Below are 22,146 nucleotides of genomic sequence, written 5' to 3' on the forward strand. Positions count from 1 at the left end.
AAAGCCCTAAATGTCCGTCTCCGTCGCCTGCATGCCCACGATCCGGTCGCGGTAGTCGCTCGGATGATAGCCGGTCGCTTCTCTAAATATTCTGCTGAAATGCTTCCAGTCGCTGTAGCCGACTTGCGAAGCAATATCGTAAATTTTGGCTTTGGGATCCGCCAATCGCTTTTTGGCTTCCTCTACGCGAACGTTCGTTAGATACTCGAGAAACGTCGCATTCGTGCGAGCCCGGAACAAGCGGCTGAGATGGCTCGGGCTGACATAGACGGCCGCCGCGACATCGCCGATGTTGAGCGCTTCCGAAAATCGGGCTTGAATGAACGTTTTGGCCAGCGCCACGATGCCAAACTCGGAGTGATCGGGAAGCACGGCTCCAAGCCAACCGTTCATTTCGGTCAAGAGCAGCCCAAGGAATTGTTCTTTTGTCCTTGACCATAACAGCTTTTCGATAAGCTTCGAAATTCGGTTGAAGAGCGGGAGGCTTGCCGAGGGGGAGCTTTTAGCCAATTGGGCGTACAGAAACTGGATCAATCCCTCCGAAGCCGAGAGCGGGGGCGCCGCTTGGCCCTCGAAGATGCGCAGCAGTTCCTTTTCGAGCTCGGAGAGAACGGCCCTCGCATCGCCGACTTCAATCGCGGATTGAAGCGAAGCTTTGGCCTGTAAGGACAGCGGCAGGGGCGCCGCCTGTGCGAACCGGTAGATGCCGCTGCGCAGATGGACGCGATAAGACAGTGCGCTGCAGGCCTCTTTCTCCAAGGCGCGAAACGGCGTCGTCCCGCCGGTCGCAGACAGGCCGAAGCTGATCTGGAGCTTGATGCTGTCCGACCAGAACGCGCGAACGGCTGCCGCCAGCTTATCCAGCTTGCCCGCAGCCGCTTCGGGCGTCTCCGCGCCGGCGCCGATCAGCATATTAAAGCTGTCTAACGGAGAGCTTGCCGAGATAAAATAAATATGGTCGATTCCGTCGGCAGCCTCGTAAATGACCTTCCTGTACATCCAGAGGATCATTTCGTCGTTTCCGAGCTGAGATCGCCTTTCTCCGCCGCCTTCATCCAGATCGCACGCGACGATCATTTTCGCCGGATACGCAAGCGCGTCGAACTGATCCTCGCGGATAAACCGGCCGCGCTTGCGGTCGGTCGTCTCTCGCAGGTTGATTCTTTGGAACAGGCTCGCGAGATCTTCCTTCTTGACGGGCTTGAACAGGTAATCCTCCGCTTTGAGCCGGATCGCTTGCTGCATGTAGGAGGCATCGTTATAGCCGGTCAGCATCACGACCGGAATCTCGGGATGGCGGTACCGGATCGTTCCCGTTAAGGATAGGCCGTCGATCCCGGGCATATGAATGTCCGTGATGACGAGATCCACGGGGCGGGAAGACAGCAGATCCAGCGCTTCGGCGCCGCTAAGCGCGCTGTAAATTTCTCCGCCTGCTCCAGCCTCCGGCAATTCGGAGATGAGCGCGGCCAAGCCCTTCAGAATCGTATCCTCGTCATCGACGATCAGCACGTTCATCGCGTGACCCCCTCTCCGTAGTCGAATTTAAGCGGGATTTTTAAGGTGACGATCGTTCCGTTATGCGGCTCGCTTTGAATATACATTTCCCCCTCCTCCTTGTAGATCAAGCGAATTCTGCGATAGACGTTCAGCAGGCCGACGCTGCCCGTTTGGCCCGTATCGGCACTCAGATCGCTCCAAATCTTGTTGAGCTTATCCGGCAAGATGCCTCTGCCTTCGTCGATGACGGAGATGCTCAGCTGCCCCTGCCTGGCTTTGATGCGAATCGTCACGGCGATCGTGCCGGACAGGCTGCTGCCGTGAATGATCGCGTTCTCGACGAGCGGCTGGAAGAGCAGTCCCGGCAAATAGGCGGAGAGCGCGGCATCGTCGATGTCGTACTCGATTTGCAGCCGTTCGCCGAAGCGAAGCTTTTGCATGTGCAGATAGTTTTTCATAAATGCCATTTCCACGGCGAGGGCAACCATCTCGTGCTCCCGTACGGCATGATAACGGAACAAATCGGCCAATGCGATCAGCCCTTGCTCCGCGGATTCCGCCCGGCCGCTTTTGACGAGATAACGTAGCGTTTCGAGCGAGTTGTTCAGGAAATGGGGGTTGATTTGGCTCTGCAGGGACCGGATCTCCGCTTCCTGCTTCAAGATTTTCGATTGATACACTTCGTTGATCAGCACGTGGATCCGTCCCGCCATTCTGCTGATCGCTCCCCATACCCGCCCGACTTCGTCGGTCCGCATCGGGGGAAACGGCATCTGAAAGTCGTTTTTTTCCAGATCCCGCAGGCTCACGACGAGAAGCCGAAGCCGCCGGGTCATGCTGTATGCCAGCAAGATGGCGGCAATGACGGCCACGGTCGTGCCTGCGGCGATGCCCGCGATCGTCCACCATTTAACCTGGCTGACGCCTTTGGTGAGGTACTCGGCCGGGATGACCGCGATGACCTTCCAGCCCGTCTGGTCGGACTTGGTATAGCTGACGAGATGCCGGATGCCGCCGATCGAGACAAAGCGGGAGCTCCCGGCTCGCGACCAATCGCCTCCGGCAAGGCCGAAATCGCCCTTCCATTCCTCGCCCGCGCCGACGCTTGGATCGCCTTTAACGTACATCAGCCGGTCGTGGTGATCGAGGACGAAGAGACGGGTGTCCGGCCCGAAGTTCACGTCGAGCAGCATGGTGTTGATCAGCTGCAAGGAGCCGTCTACTTCGAGAAAACCGGCCACGTTCTGGCCGTCCTGGCTGCGGATGGGCTGAACGATCTTGAACACGGACGGCGTGCCCGGCGTGTCCTTGAGCGCTTCGGTGCCGAAAATGACGGGGACCGGGTTGTTCTCGTCGACTTCCGGATACCACGACTCTTTCCGGTAATTCCGCTGGTCCAGCCACATCCCGCCTTCCCCGATCTGATAATAGAACGCGCCGGCATCGTGCGTATAGAGCGTCACGCCGCTTACATATTGCCGCTGCTCGATGTTCAGCTGCCGAATCGCGTCGTTGAGCAGGATGGAAGTCATCAGCGACTGCGGCCTTGACGAGCCGTCCGACTCGGCTTGCCGGAGCGCGCGGCGGATCGATGCGATGTTCTGCTTGGCCAATGCCGTCCGGGTGACGTACAGCAGCTCTCCTTGATACGTGTCCAGATGGCGGCTCGTCTGACTGAGCAGCTGCGGGATATACGCTTTGATTTGATTTTCCATGGAGAGGCTGTAGTAGTAATAAGAAACGATGCCTACCGTGGAGATCGTCCCCGATATCAAAAGAGAGTAGACGACGATCAGCTTGGTGGCGATCGGCCAATTGTCGATGGTCCATCGTTGACTGGGGCGCTTCGACGGCTTCGGCGGTTTCAACGGCTCCAACGGCTCCAACGGCTCCAACGGCTCCAACGGCTCCAACGGCTCCAACGGCTCCAACGGCCCCCCTCCCTGAACCGGAACCAAGAAAACGGCGCGGTTATCTTCTATGATGTTTTCAGTTAATCACGATCGGCGGGAATGCGCAATTTGCGACGCGCGACAAGGTCGGATCGTCCCCCCATGCGCAAGGATTGACCTATTTTCTTTCGGCGCTCCATTCCCTAACATTAGGCGTATACATCGGCGGCGAAAGGAGAGGGACGCGTGCTTCGGTCGAAAATAGGGAAACACAAAATTCTCTATCTTCTGTTTATACCGGTCATCATCTATTTTATTACGTTTCGATATTATCCGATGTTCGTTCAGGTGCTGCTGGCGTTTAAGCAGTACAATCTGACCGGCGGCATCTGGGGGAGCGGCTGGGTCGGCTGGGACAATTTCAGCGCGCTGCTTCATCACAAGGATTTCAAGAGGGTCTTTCAGAACACGGTGGAAATCAGCCTTTTGCGCCTCGGATTCGGCTTTTTCCCGCCGATCCTGCTGGCCATTTTGCTGTTCGACCTGGCTTCCTCCCGGTTCCGCAAAGTAAGTCAGACCGTGCTTTACATTCCGCACTTCTTCTCTTGGGTTATCGTGTATGCAATCTCCTATGCGATGCTATCGAACACGGGGTTCGTGAATCAGGTTTGGCAAGGGCTGACGGGCGATTCGATCGCCTTCCTGACGTCCGAGTCCTGGTTTCGGCCAATCCTGATCGGCACGGGGATCTGGAAGGAGATCGGCTGGGGAACGATCATCTACCTGGCGGGATTAAGCGCCTTGGACCCATCGCTTTACGAAGCGGCGAAGATCGACGGCGCGGGGCCGGTCAAGCGTATTTTCCATATCACCCTGCCGGGCATTTCCTCCATCATCGTATTTCTATTTACGATCCAGATCGGTTCGATCTTGTATGCGGGCGGTGAGCAGGTCCTGCTCTTCTACAATCCCGTTACGTATTCCGTAGGCGACATTATCGATACGTGGATCTACCGCCAAGGCGTTGCGCAGCTTCAGTACAGCATGGCGACGGCCATGTCCCTGTTTCAATCTTTCTTTGGCCTGCTGCTCGTCCTGGCGGCGAACAAAGCGGCCAGAAAATATGCCGGCACGGGCATTTGGTAGAAAGGAAGCGCGGATATGAAACCGTTCCGGGGCGAACGCCTCTATCAGATTTTCTCTTTTTCCATCATCGGGCTCCTGTCTCTGGCTTCGGCGTATCCGATCGTATACGTAGTGTCCATGTCGCTCGTCAGCGAACAGGAGTGGATTCAGCGCAATGGGTTCATTTTTATTCCCTTCCACCCGACGCTGCTGGCATATGAGCGATTGTTCGCCGGAAGCGTGTTTACGAACGCGCTGACGGTCAGCGTGCTGAGGGCCGTAATCGGCACCGCGCTGACGCTGACCATGACGATGATCGGCGCCTATGTCGTATCCCGCAAACGGCTGCCGGGCCGCATGGTGTTCTTGTTCCTCATCCTGGTCACCGTCCTGTTCAATAGCGGACTGATCCCGACCTATCTGGTCGTCAAGGATCTGCATCTGCTCGACACGTTCTGGTCCCTGGTCGTTCCGGGGTTGATCGATAGCTGGAGCCTGCTCGTGTTGAAGCAATTTTTCGAAGGCATTCCGCAGGAGATCGAAGAGTCGGCCGAAGTCGACGGGGTGAACGACTGGTCCTTGATGACCCGCATCATTCTGCCGATGAGCAAGCCGGCGCTGGCGGCCATCGGGCTGTTCATTGCCGTGGCCCACTGGAACAGCTGGTTCGACGCTTTTATTTATATCAACCGTCCGGATTGGATGCCGCTGCAATTGATCATGCGGAATATGTTCGCAAATGCGAATATCGGCTCCGACTTCAATCCGACCTCCGTGCTGAATCCCGCGCAGCGCGTCTCGACGGAATCGCTCAAGATGGCGGTCGCGGTGATCGGTACGGTGCCGATCTTGCTGGTTTATCCGTTCCTGCAGAAGCATTTCGCCAAAGGAATGTATCTGGGCGCGGTGAAAGGATAAATGCAGAAACTGACAATGGGGGAGCAGCAAATGACGAAAAAGCTTGCAAGCGCACTGGTGTCGATGGCTTTGTTCAGCACGGCGGTATTAACGGCATGCAGCGGAGACAAGTCCGGGACGGGCAGTCCGAGTCCATCGTCCGCGAGCCAGGCGGCCGGCCAGACAGCCGGACAAGGCACCGCGGCAGCATCGGATTCTTCCGCGAAGAAGGTCACGATCTCCTTTATCGAGAACGGATGGGTCAACACGCCGACCGACGACAACGATCCGTGGAAAAAGTGGATGAACGAGACGTACAATGTCGATTTCAAGCTGTCCGCCTATCCCGAATCCGATCTGGAAAGCAAGCTCATGGTGCAATTCGCTTCGAACGATCCGCCCGATATGATCTACGCCTGGGATCTCAATACGATCAAAAAGCTTTACAAGCAAGGCGTATTGCTCGAGGATTGGACGCCGTATTTGGATAAGCTGCCGACCCTGTCGGGCACCTTCTCCAATCAGTCTAAAGCGTACGTGAACGAGGGCGGCAAAATGATCGGATTGCCGACGCTGCCGAATCCCAACACGTTTTCGTTCAAAATCAGGCAGGACTGGCTCGACAAATTACAATTGAAGCAGCCGACGACGCCGGAAGAGCTGCTGGACGTTTTACGCAAATTCACGCACGACGACCCGGACGGCAATCAGAAAAACGACACCTGGGGCATCAGTTCGGCCGGCGCCGGCGCCAATCTGGGCGAGCTGAAAAACCTGGAGCTGATGTTCGGCAAAAGCCGCATTTTCGCAGGCAGTGGCGAGGCGGAGAGCGCGATCGTCAACGGCACGCACAAAAAGCTGCTCGACTACGTCAAAACGATCGTGGACGAGAAGCTTATCGATCCGGACTGGTATACGCAAGGCTGGGAGCAGCGCAAGCCGAAGCTGTTCGCAGGCAAGGTGGGCGTGACGTTCTATCCGGGCGTGCTTGTCAACGAGGTAGAGGGCGGCACCGGCTCGACCGGGTCGACCATCGGCTGGTTCGAGAACCTCCCGATGCCCAAAGGGGGGCCGGAAGGCGGCAATCTTCCGCCCGGCGCGATCAACAGCGGGATCATCACCATCTCCAAGGCGGCCGCGCAGGATCCGGCGAAGCTGGAACGCATCCTGAAGATCATCGAAAATTCGACTTATCCGAACGACGGCTACTGGGCGCTGCGTTGGGGCGTCGGCGTCAACGGGCAGAAGGCGATGGATGTCGAAGGCGGCGGCAAGTTTGTCAGCCTCAAGGGCGAATTATATCGTCAGGACAACAAAGGCGCATACGACTGGGGAACATGGGTCGCCACCGGGCAGGACGGCGTAGTGGAGAGCACCAACGAACAGCCGGCAGAGTCGGACAAAAAGCAGATGAAGCTGGACCGCGAGACGATGCAGATGCCGGCCAATCCGAACGATATGGCGATGCTGTCCCTCGATCCCCAGATCGTGTCGGACCTCGATACGCTGCAAAACGAGTTCGACATCAAGTACATTCTGGGCGGCACCAAGGATTACGACGGGTTCGTGAAGCAGTGGCTGTCCGCCGGCGGACAGACCTTGCTCGACGAGGCGACGAAGCAGTTCAAGGCGGCAGGCCTCATTAAATAACGGGATAAGCTGGAGGCCCAAGGCTCCGGAAATGGCGGCTGCCGCTTCCGGCCCTTGGGCACTGCGGTTCGCGGGCTTCGTGCGGGAAATGGCACAACAGGAGGGGAGCGCTTGAAGTTGGAAGAGGGCATGGACTTTACGGCGTGGCGCACGGATTATAAATGGGGAGCGCCGCTCATCGCGGCGTCCGGCTTGCCGGGCACCTTCGACAGCCACGGCGTCGATTGCCCGTTCGTGTTTTACCACCGGGGCCGCTACATGATGACCTACGTCGGCTTCGACGGCTTGGGTTATCAGACCGGGCTGGCGGAGAGCGACGACTTGATTCATTGGAAAAGCCTCGGGACGATCTTGCGCCGCGGCGAAGGCAGCGATTGGGAATGCGTCGGGGCGGCGGGCACTTGGCTGCTGAAGGCGTCGAACGATCTGTCCGAGCTACCCGTGCTCAAGAAGGTAGATGGGAAGTACTGGATGGTCTATCACGCTTATCCGGAAGAGGGGTATGAAGCCGGACCGGCCGAGATGGGCCTGGCCTGGTCGACGGACGAGGAATTAAGGGAATGGCATCGGCTGGAGCGGCCCGTACTCTCCTGGAGGGACGGATCGGACTGGGAACGAGGCGGCCTGTACAAGGCCTGCCTGATCGAGTACGAAGGCACGTATTACTTGTTCTACAACGCCAAAAACGCCGATCGGAGCTGGCGGGAGCAGACGGGCGTGGCCGTGTCCCAGGATCTGCTGAATTGGCAGCGGTACGAGGGCAATCCCATTCTGCCGATCATTCCGGAGAGCTGGCAGTCGACCTTCGTGTCGGATCCGTGCGTCGTCAAGGACGGGGAGCGATGGCTCCTGTTTTATTTCGGCTACGACGGCTCCCATTCGCAGGAGGGCATCGCGGTGTCCGACAACCTGCTCGATTGGAAGCGCAGCGAGGAGCCCATTCTCCGGCACGGCGCCCCTGGTGCGCTGGACGAGATCCACGCTCACAAACCTTCCGTCGTGCGCCGCAACGATGTCCTCTATCATTTCTACTGCGCGGTGCGGCCGGTTCGCCCCGAAGATCGGACGTTAGGGAACGAGTTTCGCGCGATTGCGGTGGCGACTTCGTCGCGGATCGGTTGAGCGTTGTCGGAGCGACTGAGCGTCTGTCGGATGGACTGAGTGTCTGTCGGAGCGACTGAGCGTCTGTCGGAGTAACTGATTGTTGTCGGAGCGAAGAGACGCGTAGGCGCGATATTGGCGTACCGGCGTTTTCCGGATGTTGTGCGGGTAGAAAAGCCTGCATTTGTACATGTATTTTCGGTCGGCGCTTGTCACGCAATGAAATACCTGCAAATGTGCAGGTAAATGCAACGCGCAAGCCGTAAATCCGGCGATGAAGGGAAATACCTGCATTTTCGCATCCTTTTTGTACAAAAGGCGCGTTAGCCGCACGAAAAGATGTATATTTGCAGGCTTTTGCGGCGAAAGAATGATGCGGACGACGAGCGGGTTTGCCGGAACGGCTGTCGGATGAACGTTCGATAAGGCATTTCGGATATCCGTCAATCCGCATAGGAACGTCAGGGCGATCTGCCCCTGGCGTTTTTTATGTTTAAGGTTGATTTAAGCCGCAGCCCGCATGATGTGAATAAGACATGAAGCACTAAACGCTGTCTAATCACAAAATGCTCGTTACCGGGCGTTCGAGGAGTGTTGATCAATGAAATCGAAAAAAGCGAAGACCTTAAGCGCCGTGACGATGGCCGTATTGCTGAGCGCGACGATTGCAGGATGTTCCCAGGCGCAAAGCGGCAACGAAAATGCCGCAGCCGCCCAAACCGCGGCCGCTTCGACCGCAAGCGCGCAATCGACGAGCGATCCGTCCGCAACAACGTCCACGACAAGCACCGCAGCATCATCCGGCGGAACGTCGGCAGCCGCAACGACCAAGCTGGACACATCGACCTTGTTCAGCGACCGGGATCTGGCGCAGACAGCGGATCTGACGGGTGCCACGCAAGTTGCGTTGGAGAGCGGCAAAGACGTAACGATCGATGCCGAGGGCGTCTACGTCCTGAGCGGCGAGGCGACGGATGCGACGGTGATCGTCGAGGCGCCCGACGATGCGAAGGTACAGCTCGTGCTGGACGGCGTCAGCATCGTCAATGCGGACGCGCCTGCCATCTATGTGAAGGCAGCGGACAAAGTATTCGTGACCTCCGCCGACGGCACGAATCATATGGAAGTTACCGGCACTTATGCGGCGGACGGGGAGACCAATCTGGACGCGGTCATTTTCTCCCGATCGGATCTGACGTTGAACGGCACCGGAACCTTGGACATCGTATCGAAGGAAGGAAACGGCATCTCGTCGAAGGACGATCTCAAGATCACGGGCGGCGTCTACAGCATTCAATCGGCTGCGGATGCGCTGGAAGCTAACGATTCCATTCTGATCAACGACGGGTCGGTCACGATCGATTCGGGCAAGGATGGCCTGCACAGCGAAAACGCAGATGATGCGACGCTCGGATATATCTATATGAAAGGCGGCACACTGAATATCGCCGCAGCCGACGACGGCATCCAGGGCACCAGCCTGGTACAAATCGACGGCGGCACCATTAACATTACGAAAAGCGAAGAAGGCATCGAAGCCAACTATATCCTCATCAACGACGGCCAGATCACGCTGTATGCGAACGACGACGGCATTAATGCCGCGCAGAAGGCCGAGGGCGACGTGGCGATCGTCGTCAACGGCGGCACGCTGGACGTGACCGTGGGCAGCGGCGACACGGACGCGTTCGATTCCAACGGCGATCTCTACGTGAACGGCGGTACGATTAAAGTGACGGCGCCGACTTCCTCATTCGACGCGGATGGCACGGCGCAATTGAACGGCGGAGATGTCACGGTTAACGGCGAGAAGATCACGGAGATGCCGGTGTCGCGCATGGGCGGCGGCGGTGGCGGAGGTAGAGGCGGCATGCGCCGGTAAGCTAAGTCACCGAACGAAGAGAGGCGAACAGCCTCTCTTTTTTAGCTGTAATTTTTGAGAATGCCCGCTATATACCGACCAAATTCCTCTGCATAAGATGGAGGCTCCACAATCCTAAGCTCCGTTCCGAAGCTCGCCAGATGCCGGAAGCCGATTTGATTTTGCGGGATATGGATCGTTGCCGACAACCATTCGTCGCTATAGGGCATGAGGCTGCTGCGGCCGTACCTTTCGATAAATTGATCCTTGATCGCAGGCGAGATTAGCGCCTTAATCTGAACGAGCGCAGGCGAATATCCTTCTGCGAAAGCCCGGTCCGCAGCGTGATCTCTGGGAACGAATGTCTGCTTGTCCAGCATCAGGTTGTCGGTTCTGGACAATTTAAACGTTCGATATTCCATACGCGTCAAACAGTAACCGATCAGATACCAGCTCATTTCGTTAAAATGAAGCTGATAAGGCTCGACCGTCCGAGCTGTCGACGCCCCGTTTTTATCGATGTAATCGAAGCTTACCTGTCTGTTATGCGCGATCGCTTCTTGACATAACTTCAAGATCCCGGTCATCTCATCGCGACCGCTCCAATCGTAAAAGGACAGATGAAAAGTGCTCTTGAGCGGTGCGGCGCGAACCATCGTTTCCATTTTTTTAATCGTGATCTCGACTTCCCGACTCAAATAGATTTGCTCCAAGCCGCCCAGGGCAGCCAAAATATTTTCAAGGTCGCTGCTGTTCAAAAGGCGTTTATCGATCTTGTATTCTTCCATAATGCCGTAGCCGCCGTTGGACCCGTGAATCGCATAGACCGGTATATTCGACAAGCCGAGCGTCTCCATATCACGGAGAATCGTTCGTTTAGAGACGTTGAACAGCCTTGAAAATTCCGTTGTAGAGACGAGTTCCTTTTGCAGCAGCATCATCACGATCGCGATTAACCGCTCGATTTTCTCCATCTTTTTCTCCCGTTCAGATGAAATGATGACAATATGCTGTCACCTATCATAACGTATGCTGCACCTATAACAAAGAGGAGGTTTTATTCATGGCAGTAATCGCGTATTTGAATTTCGATGGGAATGCGGCGGAGGCGATCGATTTTTATGCGAAGGCGTTCGAGGCGGACGAGGTTAAGCAGGTGAGGTTCGGGGATCTCCCGCAGGATCCGAATTATCCGTTGCCGGATCACGAATTAAACATGATAATGGAGTCGTCGATCGCGTTTGCCGGCGGGAAGATCATGATATCGGACCTGTTGTCCGCGATGAAGCAGGGATCGGGCGAGCCGGTCAAAGGCAACAATGTGCTTGTCAGCATCGCGAACGAACCCAAAGAATCGCTGGAGCGCTACTTCGAGCGTCTGTCGGCGGGCGGACATGTGATCATGCCACTCTCCGATACGCCCTGGTCTTCCTGCTTCGGGATGCTGGTCGATCCGTTCGGCATCGTCTGGAAGTTCAATAGCGACGCGGACAAGTTCCTGGATCGCGTGCTCGCGATGAAGCAACCGTAAAAAAAGGAGCGGGGCAGCCTACTTTATGGAGATTAAAAATCTGCTGGCTGTAAACACCATAGAAGCGTTAAGGGCTTGGCTCCGCGACAATGGCGGGACCGAAAAAGAATGCTGGGTAGTCGTCGGCATGAAGCCGGCTTCGGATGCGCTGCTCTATCTGGACGTCGTCGAACAGGCCTTATGCTTTGGGTGGATCGATAGTACGAAAAAGAAAATCTCGGAGACGGAGGTTGCGCAAAGACTATCTCCCAGGAGCCGGAAAAGCGCATGGACCGAACTGAATAAAGCGCGGGTTCGCCGCCTCGAGAGGCTGGGACTGATGACGGAGGCGGGCAGAAACGTCCTTCCTGATCTGCGTCCGGAAGCGTTTAAGATCGATCCGGTCATCGAGCAAAGACTGCAAGCGGACGCGACGGCTTATGAGAATTTCGCCAAGTTCCCGGCTTTGTACCGTACCGTCCGAATCGACACCATTCAAAGCAACAAGAAAGATGCCGAATTATTCAACAAGCGATTGGATAAGTTTATTCAATGCACCAGGCAAAATAAAATGTACGGCCAGTGGCATGATGACGGACGGCTGTTGGAAGAGTAGCAGTTATGTTCAATGGATGCATAACCTTGAGCGGTACCGCTCAAATCCCCAAACCCATTCGTTTGGGGATTTTAAATTTAGGCAGCCTCGGCCTTTACCTTTCACGGGAGTTTTGGTAATGAATAGGTAATGAATAGGTAATGAATAGGTAATGAAGGGCACTTACTCATATATAGAGAGGGACCGGTCTTGTGCTCCTGCTTAAGGCAAAGGTTATGTTCGAAGGCCATAAAAACAATCTCAGTACTAAAATAGCGCTCAGGCCCGGCGTTAATTTTGGCAATGGATTAATCTTCTCCGGAGACATAAAACCGATTGGAGGCGTTGGCGATTTTCTAGTATTAAACGAGTGGTATGAAGTCGATATTGAGATGTTCACTGTTGAGGAAGAGGCTTTTCAAGCCATCGGTCATCTTGTGAAAAACGGAAATCCTATTGTTTTCCAAGTCGGCAATCGCAAGGTTGGGAGAGGCGAAATTATAGAATATTTGTATATTGAAAAAAATATCTAGCGAACCAAAAGAGATTTGATAATCCCCATAGCAGGTCGGCCGGAATTCCCGGCTGGCCTTTTTATTTGCCGTGTTCACGACGGAATTTGCCGATTCAAGCAGGAAATCGAAGCTTCATGTCGAAATCTTGTTGGTCGAGAAGCCGGATGAGTCATCTTCCTATTTTTTTGAAATGAAAGGGGCGGACTTATTGCGTTATGCGATCGGAAGCGCGGTAATCAGCGCATGTCTGTTGCTCGGTACGGCCGGACCGTCTATCGCACAGGCGGCTTCCTCCCAGTCGAAGAGCGGCGCCGCGATGAAAACGGCTGACGTGAAGGCAAGCAAAACGTATGCACAGAGCACGGTCGACCGTCTGAACGTACGGACGTCGCCGAAGCTGACTGCGTCGGTCATCCAGATGATCGGCAAAAGCGGCAGCTACGAGGTGCTGGACAAGCAGGGCGAGTGGCTGAAAATTCAGTTGTCGGAGAAGCAGACGGGCTGGGTGTTCGCTGAATATATCAAACAGACGACCGGAGCAACGACCGGTAACGTCATCCCGGCGGTCGTCAAGACCAGCAGCGAGTCTGCGGTCGTGAAGATCACGGACGTTACGAATTTGCGGAAGGGCCCGAGCACCGAGGACGACATCGTCGGCAAGGCGCAGCCGGGAGAGACGTATCCTATCCTGGCCAAGGAAGGGGACTGGTACCGCATCTCGCGCGGCGCGAAAGGGACGGCCTATGTAGCCGCATGGGTCGTTTCGACGAATAGTACGGGTGCGGTCAAGGCGGCATCGTCGGCGAGCGGACGCCAGGTGTATATTTATCATACGCATAACCGGGAGTCCTGGAAAAACGTAGCTACTCAGACCAAAGGCTCCTCGATCGACGATTCGAAGGTCAATATCACGCTGGTGGGCGATCGGCTGGGAACCGCGCTGCAGAAGAGAGGCGTCTCCGCGTTCACGGCGGACGACGATATCACGGAGCGGCTTGCGGAAAAGAACCTGAGCTTTTCGCAATCGTACACCGAATCCCGCAAGATCGTGCAGACGGCGATGAAGTCGAATGCGTCGCTCGGTTATTTCTTCGATATCCACCGGGACGGCGACGTGCCGCGCAAGCAGACGACGGTGACGATCGGCGGCAAGACGTATGCCCGGGTGCTGTTCGTTATCGGAATGGGCAATGCGGATTACAAGGCCAATCAGCAATTCGCGGAGGCGCTGAACGAACGGCTCGAGAAGAAATATCCAGGCTTGTCGCGTGGCGTGCTGATGAAGGACAAGGCGCACGGAGACGGCGAATACAACCAATCGCTGTCGCCCAACAGCATGCTGCTTGAATTCGGCGGCGCTAACAACACGCTGCAGGAAGCGTTGAATACGGCCGATGCGTTCGCCGATATATTTGCCGCTTATGTCGGGGCGACGAAGCTGAGTTGATGAGCGAACGATAGACTTGATGCTGAGAGCCATGAAGAATCTCCTCGAGGAGTTTTTTTATGGCTCTTTTTCGTAGATTGAATCAAATTTAGCTTTGGATGATATAACAAGTTTTGTAGGTGAGTGAGACTCGCCGAGAGGTGATCGCGATGTTAAGCCCGTCAACAGAGAAAAGCTTAAGCAAGCTGATGACCAAGATTCTGCGGCACAGTCCCGAGGCATTCGGCGTAACGCTTGATCCGGAGGACGGCTCGTGTCCGCTTCCGTCCTTCATTCAATCTGTTCAAGCCCAGTCCGGCTGGTCGTGGGTGAAGCTAGAGGAACTCGAGCAGGTCGTGCGAAATTCCGATAAACAGCGGTTTGTCATCGCGGACGGACGCATTCGGGCCAGGTACGGACATAGCCACGATAAAGTCCAATATGCGCCGGGCGAGCCGCCGGAGATGCTGTACCACGGCACGAATACGAAGGCGCTCCCGTCGATACTGAAAGAGGGACTGCTTCCTATGGGCCGTCAGTATGTGCATCTGTCGGAAGGCGTTCATTTTGCGACGCTCGCAGGAAGCCGAAGGGGCGAACTTGTTATTTTGCGCGTGAACACGGCGGAAGCGCGGCAGCTGGGCATTGCGTTTTATTATGCCGGCAATGAAGTATGGCTGGCTGACCGCGTGCCGCCTGCGTGCTGTTCGGCAGGGGACGCAAGGTGAGGGCGCTGCTTGACTGACCGCACGCGCATCGGCAGCCGGTCTGGCACTAAAAGAACAGGGGAAAACCTTGCGTTTTCCCTGTTCCTATTTCCCCGTCGCTCGATTAAGATGATAGCAATATGAATGAAAATGTGACGTCGAATCTAGCGAAAAGGACGTGACGTCCGTGCATATGATGCTCATCGAGGATGAACCCGACGCACTCTCGGGCATGACCCGGATTGCGGCCGGCTTGAACCGGCCAGACCTCACTTTGCATACAGCGGACAATGCGGAGAGCGCCCTCTCGCTTATCCAAGCGTTCCGGCCGGAGCTCATCGTCACGGACATCATGCTGCCGAGGATGACGGGCTTGGAATTGATCGAGACCGTCGTGGATGAAGGTGGCTACAAGCCTAAGGTCATTGTGGTCAGCGGATTCAACGACTTCGAGTATGCGCGACAGAGCATTCGCCTGGGCGCGTTCGATTATCTGCTGAAGCCTTTTCGTACCGAGGACTTTAAGGAGCGGATCGAGAAGGCCATCGACCTGGTGCTGCTGGAAAAGAAGCTGGCGATTGAAAACTCGAAGCAGCAGTCGCTCGCGGAAAGAGGCAATGACGCGATGCGAAACGAGTATCTCATCGAGTTCTGCACCCGTCCGACGAGCTTGGAGGAGCACCTCTATCAGCGTCTCCGATTCTGGCAGATCGCGTGGCTCGCGGAAGCGCCGTACACGGTCATGCTGATGGATGTCAAAGGCTATCCGGACGGCAAGCCGCTTCATCGGGATTACGCGCTGCAAACGTTCGCGATCGGGAATATCGTGAGCGAGCTGGCCGAGGCCGGCTCGTCCTCCGTACTGCTGAAAGATCCCAAAAACAGGTGGATGCTCATCACGACCTCCGATCAACCCGAACAAACGGCCAAGAACGCGGTGGCATCCGTCGGCAGATATCAGCGGATTACGCTTGCCGTCGGCATAAGCGCTAAGATGCAGCGTTTTGAGCAGCTGCATGAAGCTTACGCGCAGGCGCAGCGCGCGTTTCAAATTTACTCGCTGTCGGACGATGCTCCGATGCATTACGAGTCTCCTGCGGCCTCTGCCGCCCTAACGGCCAATTCCATTCCCGAAGCGATCGCCCCCTTGATTGTCAGAGGGGATAAAGAGGCGTTGAAGGACGCGATATCGACCTATTTCCGGCAAGCGGTCTTGCAGGGCGCGCATTCTTACAATCATGAAGAAGTCGTCCGGATTTTGCTCGGTTTTCTCTCCCGGATCCATCTGGCGCTCAAGGACGCCGAAGGCTGGCAGCTTGAAGAAGTGCCCATGCGGGTGTGGGAGGAGCTCGACGAGTGCCGGACGCTAGACCAATATTCGAGCGTTCTCGTTCAATACGTATTGAGCCTCTGCCGCAAGACGACGCAAAATGCGGTCATCGCCAGGGCGATCCGAATCATCGAGGCGCATTACGCGGAAGATCTGACGCTGCAGACGATCGCCGACCGCTTGTCCATGCATCCGGTGTGGCTGAGTCAGTCCTTCAAGCGCGAGACCGGGCAGACGTACATGGATTTTCTGACGGAGACGCGGCTGGGGCATGCCAGACGCTTGCTGACCGAGAGCTCGATGAAAATATACGAGATCGCCGAAGCCGTCGGCTATCGCGATTTGCAGCATTTCGGCAACGTCTTCAAAAAGCGCGTAGGCCTGACGCCGAAGGAGTTCCGATACGGGAAATGAAGTGGACGCGAATCGCCGCAGGCGACCTATTCCGGAAAATGATCCTGCTCATGTGCCTCTCCGTGCTTATTCCGTTAGGCGCGCTCGGCTACTTGTCGTACGAGCAGTCCAAAAGGCAGATCGGGGTCGTGACGACGCAATTCCTCGAGGACAATCTGCGGGTCAACGCCAAGGTAGTCAACGATTTTCTCCTGGACGTGGAGCGGCAATCGGAAAGCATCATCGGCTCCGTCGAGCTGCAGTCTTTTCTGCGGCAGCCGGAGCCATCGGTCTATACGGAAGAATTGACCTTCATTAACCGGATGAACGCCCTGATCGCCCAGCTGAGGGGGCCTTATGAACTGTATATCAGGCCAAACAGTCTTAAAGCTTACCCGAATTACCGGAATCTGCTCGGACTCTCCCGCATCGACCCCGAATCGCCCTACTTTGAAGAAGCGTTGACGAGAAACGGCCGGGGAAAATGGGTTCATCTTTGGGACGAGCGGCTGCGGCAGCCCGTTCATCTCTACGTCCGGGCCATCCGGTCGCTTGACGACTTCGAGCCGATCGGCATCATGGCGATCCGCGTCCCCGAATATCTCGTGCGAACCGAGCTGATCCCGCCGTCCTCCTTTAAAAACTACCGCTTCGTCATGGCCGACGAGACCGGCCGTATCATTTCACAGCCTTACGAGGGGGCGTATCTCGCGCCGTATCGGCCGATCGAGGGCTGGTCGAGCGCGGAGATCGCCCTGCAGGACGGGGGGAAGCTGATCGCGATGCTGCCCGAACGGGACTTGACCGGAAATATCGGGCGCATTAAAAGCTTCACGATCGGAACTGTCATCGCGAGCTTCCTTGTCATTGCCTTGTTCGTGGCCATCGTTATCCGCAACTTCACGCTCCCGATTATGCAACTGGTCAAGCATATGAAACAGGTGCGCAAAGGACTGTTGGAGCCGTTCCGGGCCAACCGTCCGCGCGACGACGAGATCGGCCAGCTGGTGAACGGGTACAACCGGATGACCCAGGATATGTCGGACCTGCTGAATACGACCAAGCGGATGGAGTCGGACAAGCGGCAGCTCGAGATGCAGTCGCTGATCCATCAGATCAATCCGCATTTCTTCTACAACACGCTGGATTCGATCAAATGGAGCGCGGAGCGGGCAAACGTGCCCGATATCGCCGCGATGGTGACGAAGCTGGCCAATCTGCTCCGCTTCAGCCTGAACAACGGCGAAGAGTGGACGACCGTCGGGCGCGAGATCGAGCATGCGAGGAGCTATATGGAAATCGAGCTGCTGAGGAGCAAGCGGGCGTTCCAGTTTTTCGTGCAGGCGGACCCGGACGTGTTGGGACTGAGGCTTATCAAGCTGATTCTGCAGCCGCTTGTGGAGAACGCGGTGAAGCACGGCATTAACCGCATGCCCGAAGGCAAGGGCAAGATCAGGCTCACCGTCAGGCGCGCCGGTGACAGCTTGATCTTCGTCGTCGAGGATAACGGATCGGGCCTCAGCGGTCCCTTGGATATCGGCGGGGACGCCGGCGGCGGCACGGGAAAGGCGTGCGATGAGGACCGCTACGGCCACGGCATCGGGCTGTCCAACGTGCATAAGCGGATACGGCTCCACTTTGGCGAGCCGTACGGGATCGAGATCGAGGAAGGTAGGATGGAGGGCTTCCGGATCTCGATCCGCGTGCCCGTGCAGGAAACCCGGTAGCGCGTCGCGGCCGGGCGGACAAGCGAGCAAGCAGCGAAAGGCTAGCTAGCAAGCGGCAAGCAAGAGCGAACAAACGGGCAAGCGGGTCCTCCCCTTGGCGAACCGGAAATTATGTAGAAGATGGGCGATTCGCGGGCAGGCAAGCGCATATTCGCCATGCCGGCACTTTTCGGCGGCTTGCAAGCCCCAAAACCTGCATTTAAACATGTATTTTTCTGCCGACCTGCGGTATCTGACGAAATACCTGCAAATGTGCAGGTAAATGCAAGGCGCAAGCCGGAAATTCGGCTGTTGGCGTAAATTAACTGCGGTTTTGCAGCTTTCCAGTTTAAAGGGGCCGATATCGGCGGAAATAGATGTATATTTGCAGGCATTGTGGTCAAAAACGAAGCAGGCGACGATACACGGGCCTGTTTTGGATTGGATTGGATTGGCTGTCGGATGGGTCATCGACGCTTTCGCGAATCCAGTTGCGAATATTCGCCAAACTTAAAAGGAACGTCAGGGCGATCCGCCCCTGACGTTTTTTTATTTTCCGCATCCGAAGTCGATAAGAATCCAATGCCAAACCTGAATATTGCCGTGTTCATCTTCGGTATGTCAACGGCTACGATGAGAATGCAATAACGAATCATAGACGTACAATCGAATGGAGGCCGGGAAGTATGAGGAAAAGGAAAGCATGGCTGGGCTTGCTGCTCGCAGTTGCGATCGTGGCGAGTCTATGGCAGGTTCCGGGGCAACAAGCTTATGCAGCGGGCGAATACGACGCGTTAAGAGCCAAATGGAAAGAGATGCTGACAGGGGGGACGAGCTATAATCCGTCAGATCCCGAGATCGCGCCCAAGATCGCTTCGATTCAAGCGGATGCCGCCACGGATATGACCACGATGGACGTATCGCCGACTCGGACCAAGTTGTGGTCCTTCAACGGAGCCACGAGCGGCGAGATCGCCAAGCTGTCTTACCGGAAGCTGAAAGAGATGGCGCTCGGCTACGCCACCAAAGGCACGTCGATGGAAGGAGATCCGGACTACCGGGACGCTATCGTTGCCGCGATGGACTGGATGTATGCGAACCGGTACAACGAGACGATCGCTGAAGCCGGCAATTGGTGGGATTGGGATATCGGCGCGCCGATCGAGATCACCAATATCGTCATCATGATGTACGACGACTTTACGCCGACGCAGCGCACGAATTATATGAACGCGATCGAGCATTATGCAAGCGCTTCCCTGTATGCTTATTCGGGCGCCAATCGGGTATGGCTCTCTTATCTGATGGCCGTGAGGGGCATGATCCTGGAGGACAGCGGCAGAATTGCAGCGGGCAGGGACGGGCTGGGGGACGTCTTCGAGTACGTCGCTTCCGGCGACGGCTTTTACCGGGACGGCTCCTTTGTCCAGCATACCAGGTTCGCCTATACCGGCGGATACGGCAAGGACCTGCTGAAGGATATTTCCAACCTGATGTACGTGCTGAGCGGTTCGTCCTGGGAGGTGACCGACTCGCGCAAGGACAATCTGTTCAAGTGGGTTTACGACGGCGTCGAACCGCTCCTCTACAAGGGAGCGATGATGGACATGTCGCGAGGCCGCGAGATCTCGCGCTACAAGTTCCAGGATCACGTCGTCGGCCATGACGTGATCCAGACGCTGATCCGCATCTCGCAGTTCGCGCCGCTCGCCGACCGGCTCGCGATTCGCTCGCTCGTCAAGTACGAGATCGGAGCGGATACGTACCGCAGCTTTTACGACGACGCCAGCATCAATATGATCCTGCTCGCGCATCAGATCATGAACGACACCGCCGTCTCCGCACGCGGCGAGCTGTCGCTGAACAAAGTATTCTCGCAGATGAATCGCGTCGTCCACGACCGGCCCGGCTTCGGATTCGCCGTGAGCATGAGCTCCAAGCGCATTCTTCCCTATGAGATGATCAACGGAGAGAACCGAAAAGCCTGGCACACCGGCGAGGGCATGACTTATCTGTACAATGGGGACCTGGGGCAGTTCAGCGAAGACTTCTGGCCGACGGTGGATCCTTACCGGCTGCCGGGAACGACCGCTCAATCCGGGACGCAGACCCAGACGTCGAGCGGTCAGGGCGGCGACGTGGCCGGCGGCGCTTCGCTCGTCGGGTACGGCGTGGCGGCGATGCGCCTTGCGCCGTATGCGCAGACACTCGACGCGAAGAAGTCGTGGTTCATGTTCGACGACGAGGTCGTCGCGCTCGGGGCGGGCATCTCCGCGTCGGACGGCAAAGTCGTGGAGACGACCGTCGAAAACCGCAAGCTGAACGCGGCCGGAGACAATGCGTTCACGGTTAACGGCACGGCGAAGTCGAATGCGCTCGGCTGGAGCGAGACGATGACCGGCATCAACTGGGCGCATCTCGACGGGAATGTCGCCGGTTCGGGAATCGGCTATTACTTCCCGACCCCAGCGACGTTGAAGGCAAGCAGAACGGCGAATACGGGCGCCTGGAACGCTCTGAATACGTACGTCGGATTTAACGACGCTACCCCCATCACGCGGAACTATCTGAACCTGTGGTTCGATCACGGCACGAATCCGACTGCCGGCGGCTATGCCTACGTGCTCCTGCCGAACCGCACGGCATCTCAGGTGAGCGCCTATGCGTCAAGTCCGGACATCGCCGTGCTGGAAAACTCGGAAGACGCGCAGGCCGTACAGGAGGCGGGGCTTGGCGTCAAGGCCGTGCAATTCTGGAAGGACCAGTCGAAGACCGTAAGCGGGATCACCAGCGACAAGGTAGCCTCGGTCGTCGTGAAGGAGACGGCGAGCGAGATCGCGGTAGCCGTGTCGGACCCGTCGCAGTTAAATACGGGAACGATTCAGATCGGATTGAACGTGCCTTCGGCATGCACGATCGAGAGCGATCCGGGCATCGTCGTCCAGCAGACCGCGCCGGGCATCCAGTTCGCGGTCAACGTGAACGGCAGCGAAGGCAAGTCGTTCGTCGTTTCGTTCAAGAAGAGCGGCACGTGCGGCGGGACGCAGCAAACGACGTACGAGTCGGAGAGCTTACCCTTCGATTCGTCCGGAGACGTGTCGCAAATCGTCAACTCTGACGCGGCGGCCAGCGGCGGTAAGTGGAGAAAGTATGCGTCGAACGCTGTAGGAGACTATGCGGAGCACGCACTGAACGTGCCGCAGGCCGGCACCTATAATGTGTCCGTACGCGGCAAGCTGTCGACCGATCGGGCGACGGCCCAGTTGACGGTGCAAGGAATCGCGGTGGGCGCTCCCGTGGACTTTTACAAGTCCGGCACGGCGTCGTTCCAGACGATTCCGGTCGGCACGATGTCCTTCGCTTCCGGCGGACCGAAGACGTTCCGCTTCACCGTCACGGGCAAGAACGGCGCCAGCACGGACTATGTGCTTCCGCTTGATGCCATTATTCTGGAGCGCACAGGGCCGATGCCCGCCTTATCGAGACAGGAGGCGGAACTGCTATCCTCGTCGAGCTCCGCCGGCGATACCGTCGTCGCCGTCAACGACGGCGGGGCGAGCGGAGGCAAGATGTCGAAGCTGAACGCGAACGCGGCGAACGATTACGTCTCATACGCCGTGAACGTAGCCGCGCCGGGCACGTACCGGATCTACGTCAAAACGAAAAACTATACGGACCGCGGCATTTTCCAACTCTACGTAGACGGGATTGCGCAAGGTACGCCGGTGAACGAATACGCATCCGGCCAAACGTTCCTGACGTACAATCTCGGCACGATCAACTTCTCTTCGGCCGGCACCCGAACCTTCAAGTTCCAGGTGACGGGCACATCGGGGACAGGTTATGTCCTGGTCTTCGATCGCCTGGAGCTGGTGCCGGAATGATCGCGTTGGGCGCATAGCCCCCGATCGATCGGCGCAGGACGTTCGCGGCTGACG

The 22,146-nt window shown here is 56.8% G+C and carries 16 protein-coding genes; 13 read left to right on the plus strand and 3 right to left on the minus strand.

The genetic code is table 11. The features are described 5' to 3' along the window. Positions 1–6 precede the first annotated feature (6 nt). Positions 7–1,518 carry a response regulator transcription factor gene (locus ACFSR7_RS35545; RefSeq protein ID WP_378169381.1) on the minus strand — a complete coding sequence of 504 codons (1,512 nt, stop codon included), beginning with the start codon at positions 1,516–1,518 and terminating at the stop codon, positions 7–9. After that, a complete protein-coding gene (locus tag ACFSR7_RS35550; protein ID WP_378169383.1) occupies positions 1,515–3,431 on the minus strand; it encodes a cache domain-containing sensor histidine kinase in 1,917 nt (638 codons plus the stop codon). Before ACFSR7_RS35550 ends, ACFSR7_RS35545 begins: the two co-directional genes overlap by 4 nt. Before the next feature lie 207 nt (positions 3,432–3,638). Here ACFSR7_RS35550 and ACFSR7_RS35555 point away from each other — a divergent pair, with 207 nt between their 5' ends. The 5 genes from ACFSR7_RS35555 to ACFSR7_RS35575 all read left to right on the plus strand — a co-directional run bounded on the left by ACFSR7_RS35555 (position 3,639) and on the right by ACFSR7_RS35575 (position 10,047). Beyond that, the gene (locus tag ACFSR7_RS35555; protein WP_378169384.1) at positions 3,639–4,538 is read left to right on the plus strand and encodes an ABC transporter permease; all 900 of its coding nucleotides are present in this window, start codon (positions 3,639–3,641) and stop codon (positions 4,536–4,538) included. Positions 4,539–4,553: 15 nt separating this feature from the next. Beyond that, positions 4,554–5,435: a carbohydrate ABC transporter permease gene (locus ACFSR7_RS35560; protein WP_378169385.1), complete on the plus strand. Its 882-nt coding sequence runs from the start codon at positions 4,554–4,556 to the stop codon at positions 5,433–5,435. 30 nt (positions 5,436–5,465) lie between these two features. After that, entirely contained in the window at positions 5,466–7,064 is a 1,599-nt protein-coding gene (locus ACFSR7_RS35565; RefSeq protein WP_378169386.1) for an extracellular solute-binding protein, read from the plus strand. A gap of 111 nt (positions 7,065–7,175) precedes the next feature. Next, complete coding sequence (locus ACFSR7_RS35570; RefSeq protein ID WP_378169387.1) at positions 7,176–8,186, plus strand: family 43 glycosylhydrolase; 1,011 nt, start codon at positions 7,176–7,178, stop codon at positions 8,184–8,186. Between the two features lie 580 nt (positions 8,187–8,766). Continuing rightward, complete coding sequence (locus tag ACFSR7_RS35575; RefSeq protein WP_378169389.1) at positions 8,767–10,047, plus strand: carbohydrate-binding domain-containing protein; 1,281 nt, start codon at positions 8,767–8,769, stop codon at positions 10,045–10,047. 41 nt (positions 10,048–10,088) lie between these two features. Here the strand turns inward: ACFSR7_RS35575 and ACFSR7_RS35580 are convergent, their stop codons facing one another. Continuing rightward, positions 10,089–11,000, minus strand: a complete 912-nt coding sequence (locus tag ACFSR7_RS35580; RefSeq protein ID WP_378169390.1) for a helix-turn-helix transcriptional regulator — start codon at positions 10,998–11,000, stop codon at positions 10,089–10,091. Between the two features lie 89 nt (positions 11,001–11,089). Between ACFSR7_RS35580 and ACFSR7_RS35585 the strand changes: the two genes are divergently transcribed. The 8 genes from ACFSR7_RS35585 to ACFSR7_RS35620 all read left to right on the plus strand — a co-directional run bounded on the left by ACFSR7_RS35585 (position 11,090) and on the right by ACFSR7_RS35620 (position 22,092). Next, a complete protein-coding gene (locus ACFSR7_RS35585) occupies positions 11,090–11,557 on the plus strand; it encodes a VOC family protein (protein ID WP_378169391.1) in 468 nt (155 codons plus the stop codon). 25 nt (positions 11,558–11,582) lie between these two features. After that, on the plus strand, positions 11,583–12,152 hold the full coding sequence (locus ACFSR7_RS35590) for a YdeI/OmpD-associated family protein (protein WP_378169393.1): 570 nt from the start codon (positions 11,583–11,585) through the stop codon (positions 12,150–12,152). Between the two features lie 191 nt (positions 12,153–12,343). After that, a complete protein-coding gene (locus tag ACFSR7_RS35595) occupies positions 12,344–12,664 on the plus strand; it encodes a hypothetical protein (RefSeq protein WP_378169395.1) in 321 nt (106 codons plus the stop codon). A 190-nt stretch (positions 12,665–12,854) separates the two neighbouring features. Beyond that, the gene (gene spoIIP / locus ACFSR7_RS35600; protein WP_378169397.1) at positions 12,855–14,093 is read left to right on the plus strand and encodes a stage II sporulation protein P; all 1,239 of its coding nucleotides are present in this window, start codon (positions 12,855–12,857) and stop codon (positions 14,091–14,093) included. Between the two features lie 149 nt (positions 14,094–14,242). Next, positions 14,243–14,800, plus strand: coding sequence for an RNA 2'-phosphotransferase (locus tag ACFSR7_RS35605; RefSeq protein WP_378169399.1), 558 nt, complete (start codon positions 14,243–14,245; stop codon positions 14,798–14,800). A 172-nt stretch (positions 14,801–14,972) separates the two neighbouring features. Beyond that, the gene (locus tag ACFSR7_RS35610; RefSeq protein WP_378169444.1) at positions 14,973–16,523 is read left to right on the plus strand and encodes a response regulator; all 1,551 of its coding nucleotides are present in this window, start codon (positions 14,973–14,975) and stop codon (positions 16,521–16,523) included. Continuing rightward, complete coding sequence (locus ACFSR7_RS35615) at positions 16,520–18,229, plus strand: cache domain-containing sensor histidine kinase (RefSeq protein ID WP_378169400.1); 1,710 nt, start codon at positions 16,520–16,522, stop codon at positions 18,227–18,229. Before ACFSR7_RS35610 ends, ACFSR7_RS35615 begins: the two co-directional genes overlap by 4 nt. A 665-nt stretch (positions 18,230–18,894) precedes the next feature. Beyond that, on the plus strand, positions 18,895–22,092 hold the full coding sequence (locus tag ACFSR7_RS35620; RefSeq protein WP_378169402.1) for a polysaccharide lyase family 8 super-sandwich domain-containing protein: 3,198 nt from the start codon (positions 18,895–18,897) through the stop codon (positions 22,090–22,092). Positions 22,093–22,146 lie beyond the last annotated feature (54 nt).

The sequence above is a fragment of the Cohnella sp. GCM10020058 genome, assembly GCF_042683485.1.
Classification (GTDB): Bacteria; Bacillota; Bacilli; order Paenibacillales; family Paenibacillaceae; genus Cohnella.

What these genes read in the sequence shown, in the direction of transcription:
- ACFSR7_RS35560 (WP_378169385.1), top strand. Translation starts at nt 4,554, where the DNA reads ATGAAACCGTTCCGGGGCGAACGCCTCTATCAGATTTTCTCTTTTTCC.
- ACFSR7_RS35615 (WP_378169400.1), top strand. Translation starts at nt 16,520, where the DNA reads ATGAAGTGGACGCGAATCGCCGCAGGCGACCTATTCCGGAAAATGATC.
- ACFSR7_RS35585 (WP_378169391.1), top strand. Translation starts at nt 11,090, where the DNA reads ATGGCAGTAATCGCGTATTTGAATTTCGATGGGAATGCGGCGGAGGCG.
- ACFSR7_RS35565 (WP_378169386.1), top strand. Translation starts at nt 5,466, where the DNA reads ATGACGAAAAAGCTTGCAAGCGCACTGGTGTCGATGGCTTTGTTCAGC.
- ACFSR7_RS35575 (WP_378169389.1), top strand. Translation starts at nt 8,767, where the DNA reads ATGAAATCGAAAAAAGCGAAGACCTTAAGCGCCGTGACGATGGCCGTA.
- ACFSR7_RS35545 (WP_378169381.1), bottom strand. Translation starts at nt 1,518, where the DNA reads ATGAACGTGCTGATCGTCGATGACGAGGATACGATTCTGAAGGGCTTG.
- ACFSR7_RS35580 (WP_378169390.1), bottom strand. Translation starts at nt 11,000, where the DNA reads ATGGAGAAAATCGAGCGGTTAATCGCGATCGTGATGATGCTGCTGCAA.
- ACFSR7_RS35605 (WP_378169399.1), top strand. Translation starts at nt 14,243, where the DNA reads ATGTTAAGCCCGTCAACAGAGAAAAGCTTAAGCAAGCTGATGACCAAG.
- ACFSR7_RS35610 (WP_378169444.1), top strand. Translation starts at nt 14,973, where the DNA reads ATGATGCTCATCGAGGATGAACCCGACGCACTCTCGGGCATGACCCGG.
- ACFSR7_RS35590 (WP_378169393.1), top strand. Translation starts at nt 11,583, where the DNA reads ATGGAGATTAAAAATCTGCTGGCTGTAAACACCATAGAAGCGTTAAGG.
- ACFSR7_RS35620 (WP_378169402.1), top strand. Translation starts at nt 18,895, where the DNA reads ATGAGGAAAAGGAAAGCATGGCTGGGCTTGCTGCTCGCAGTTGCGATC.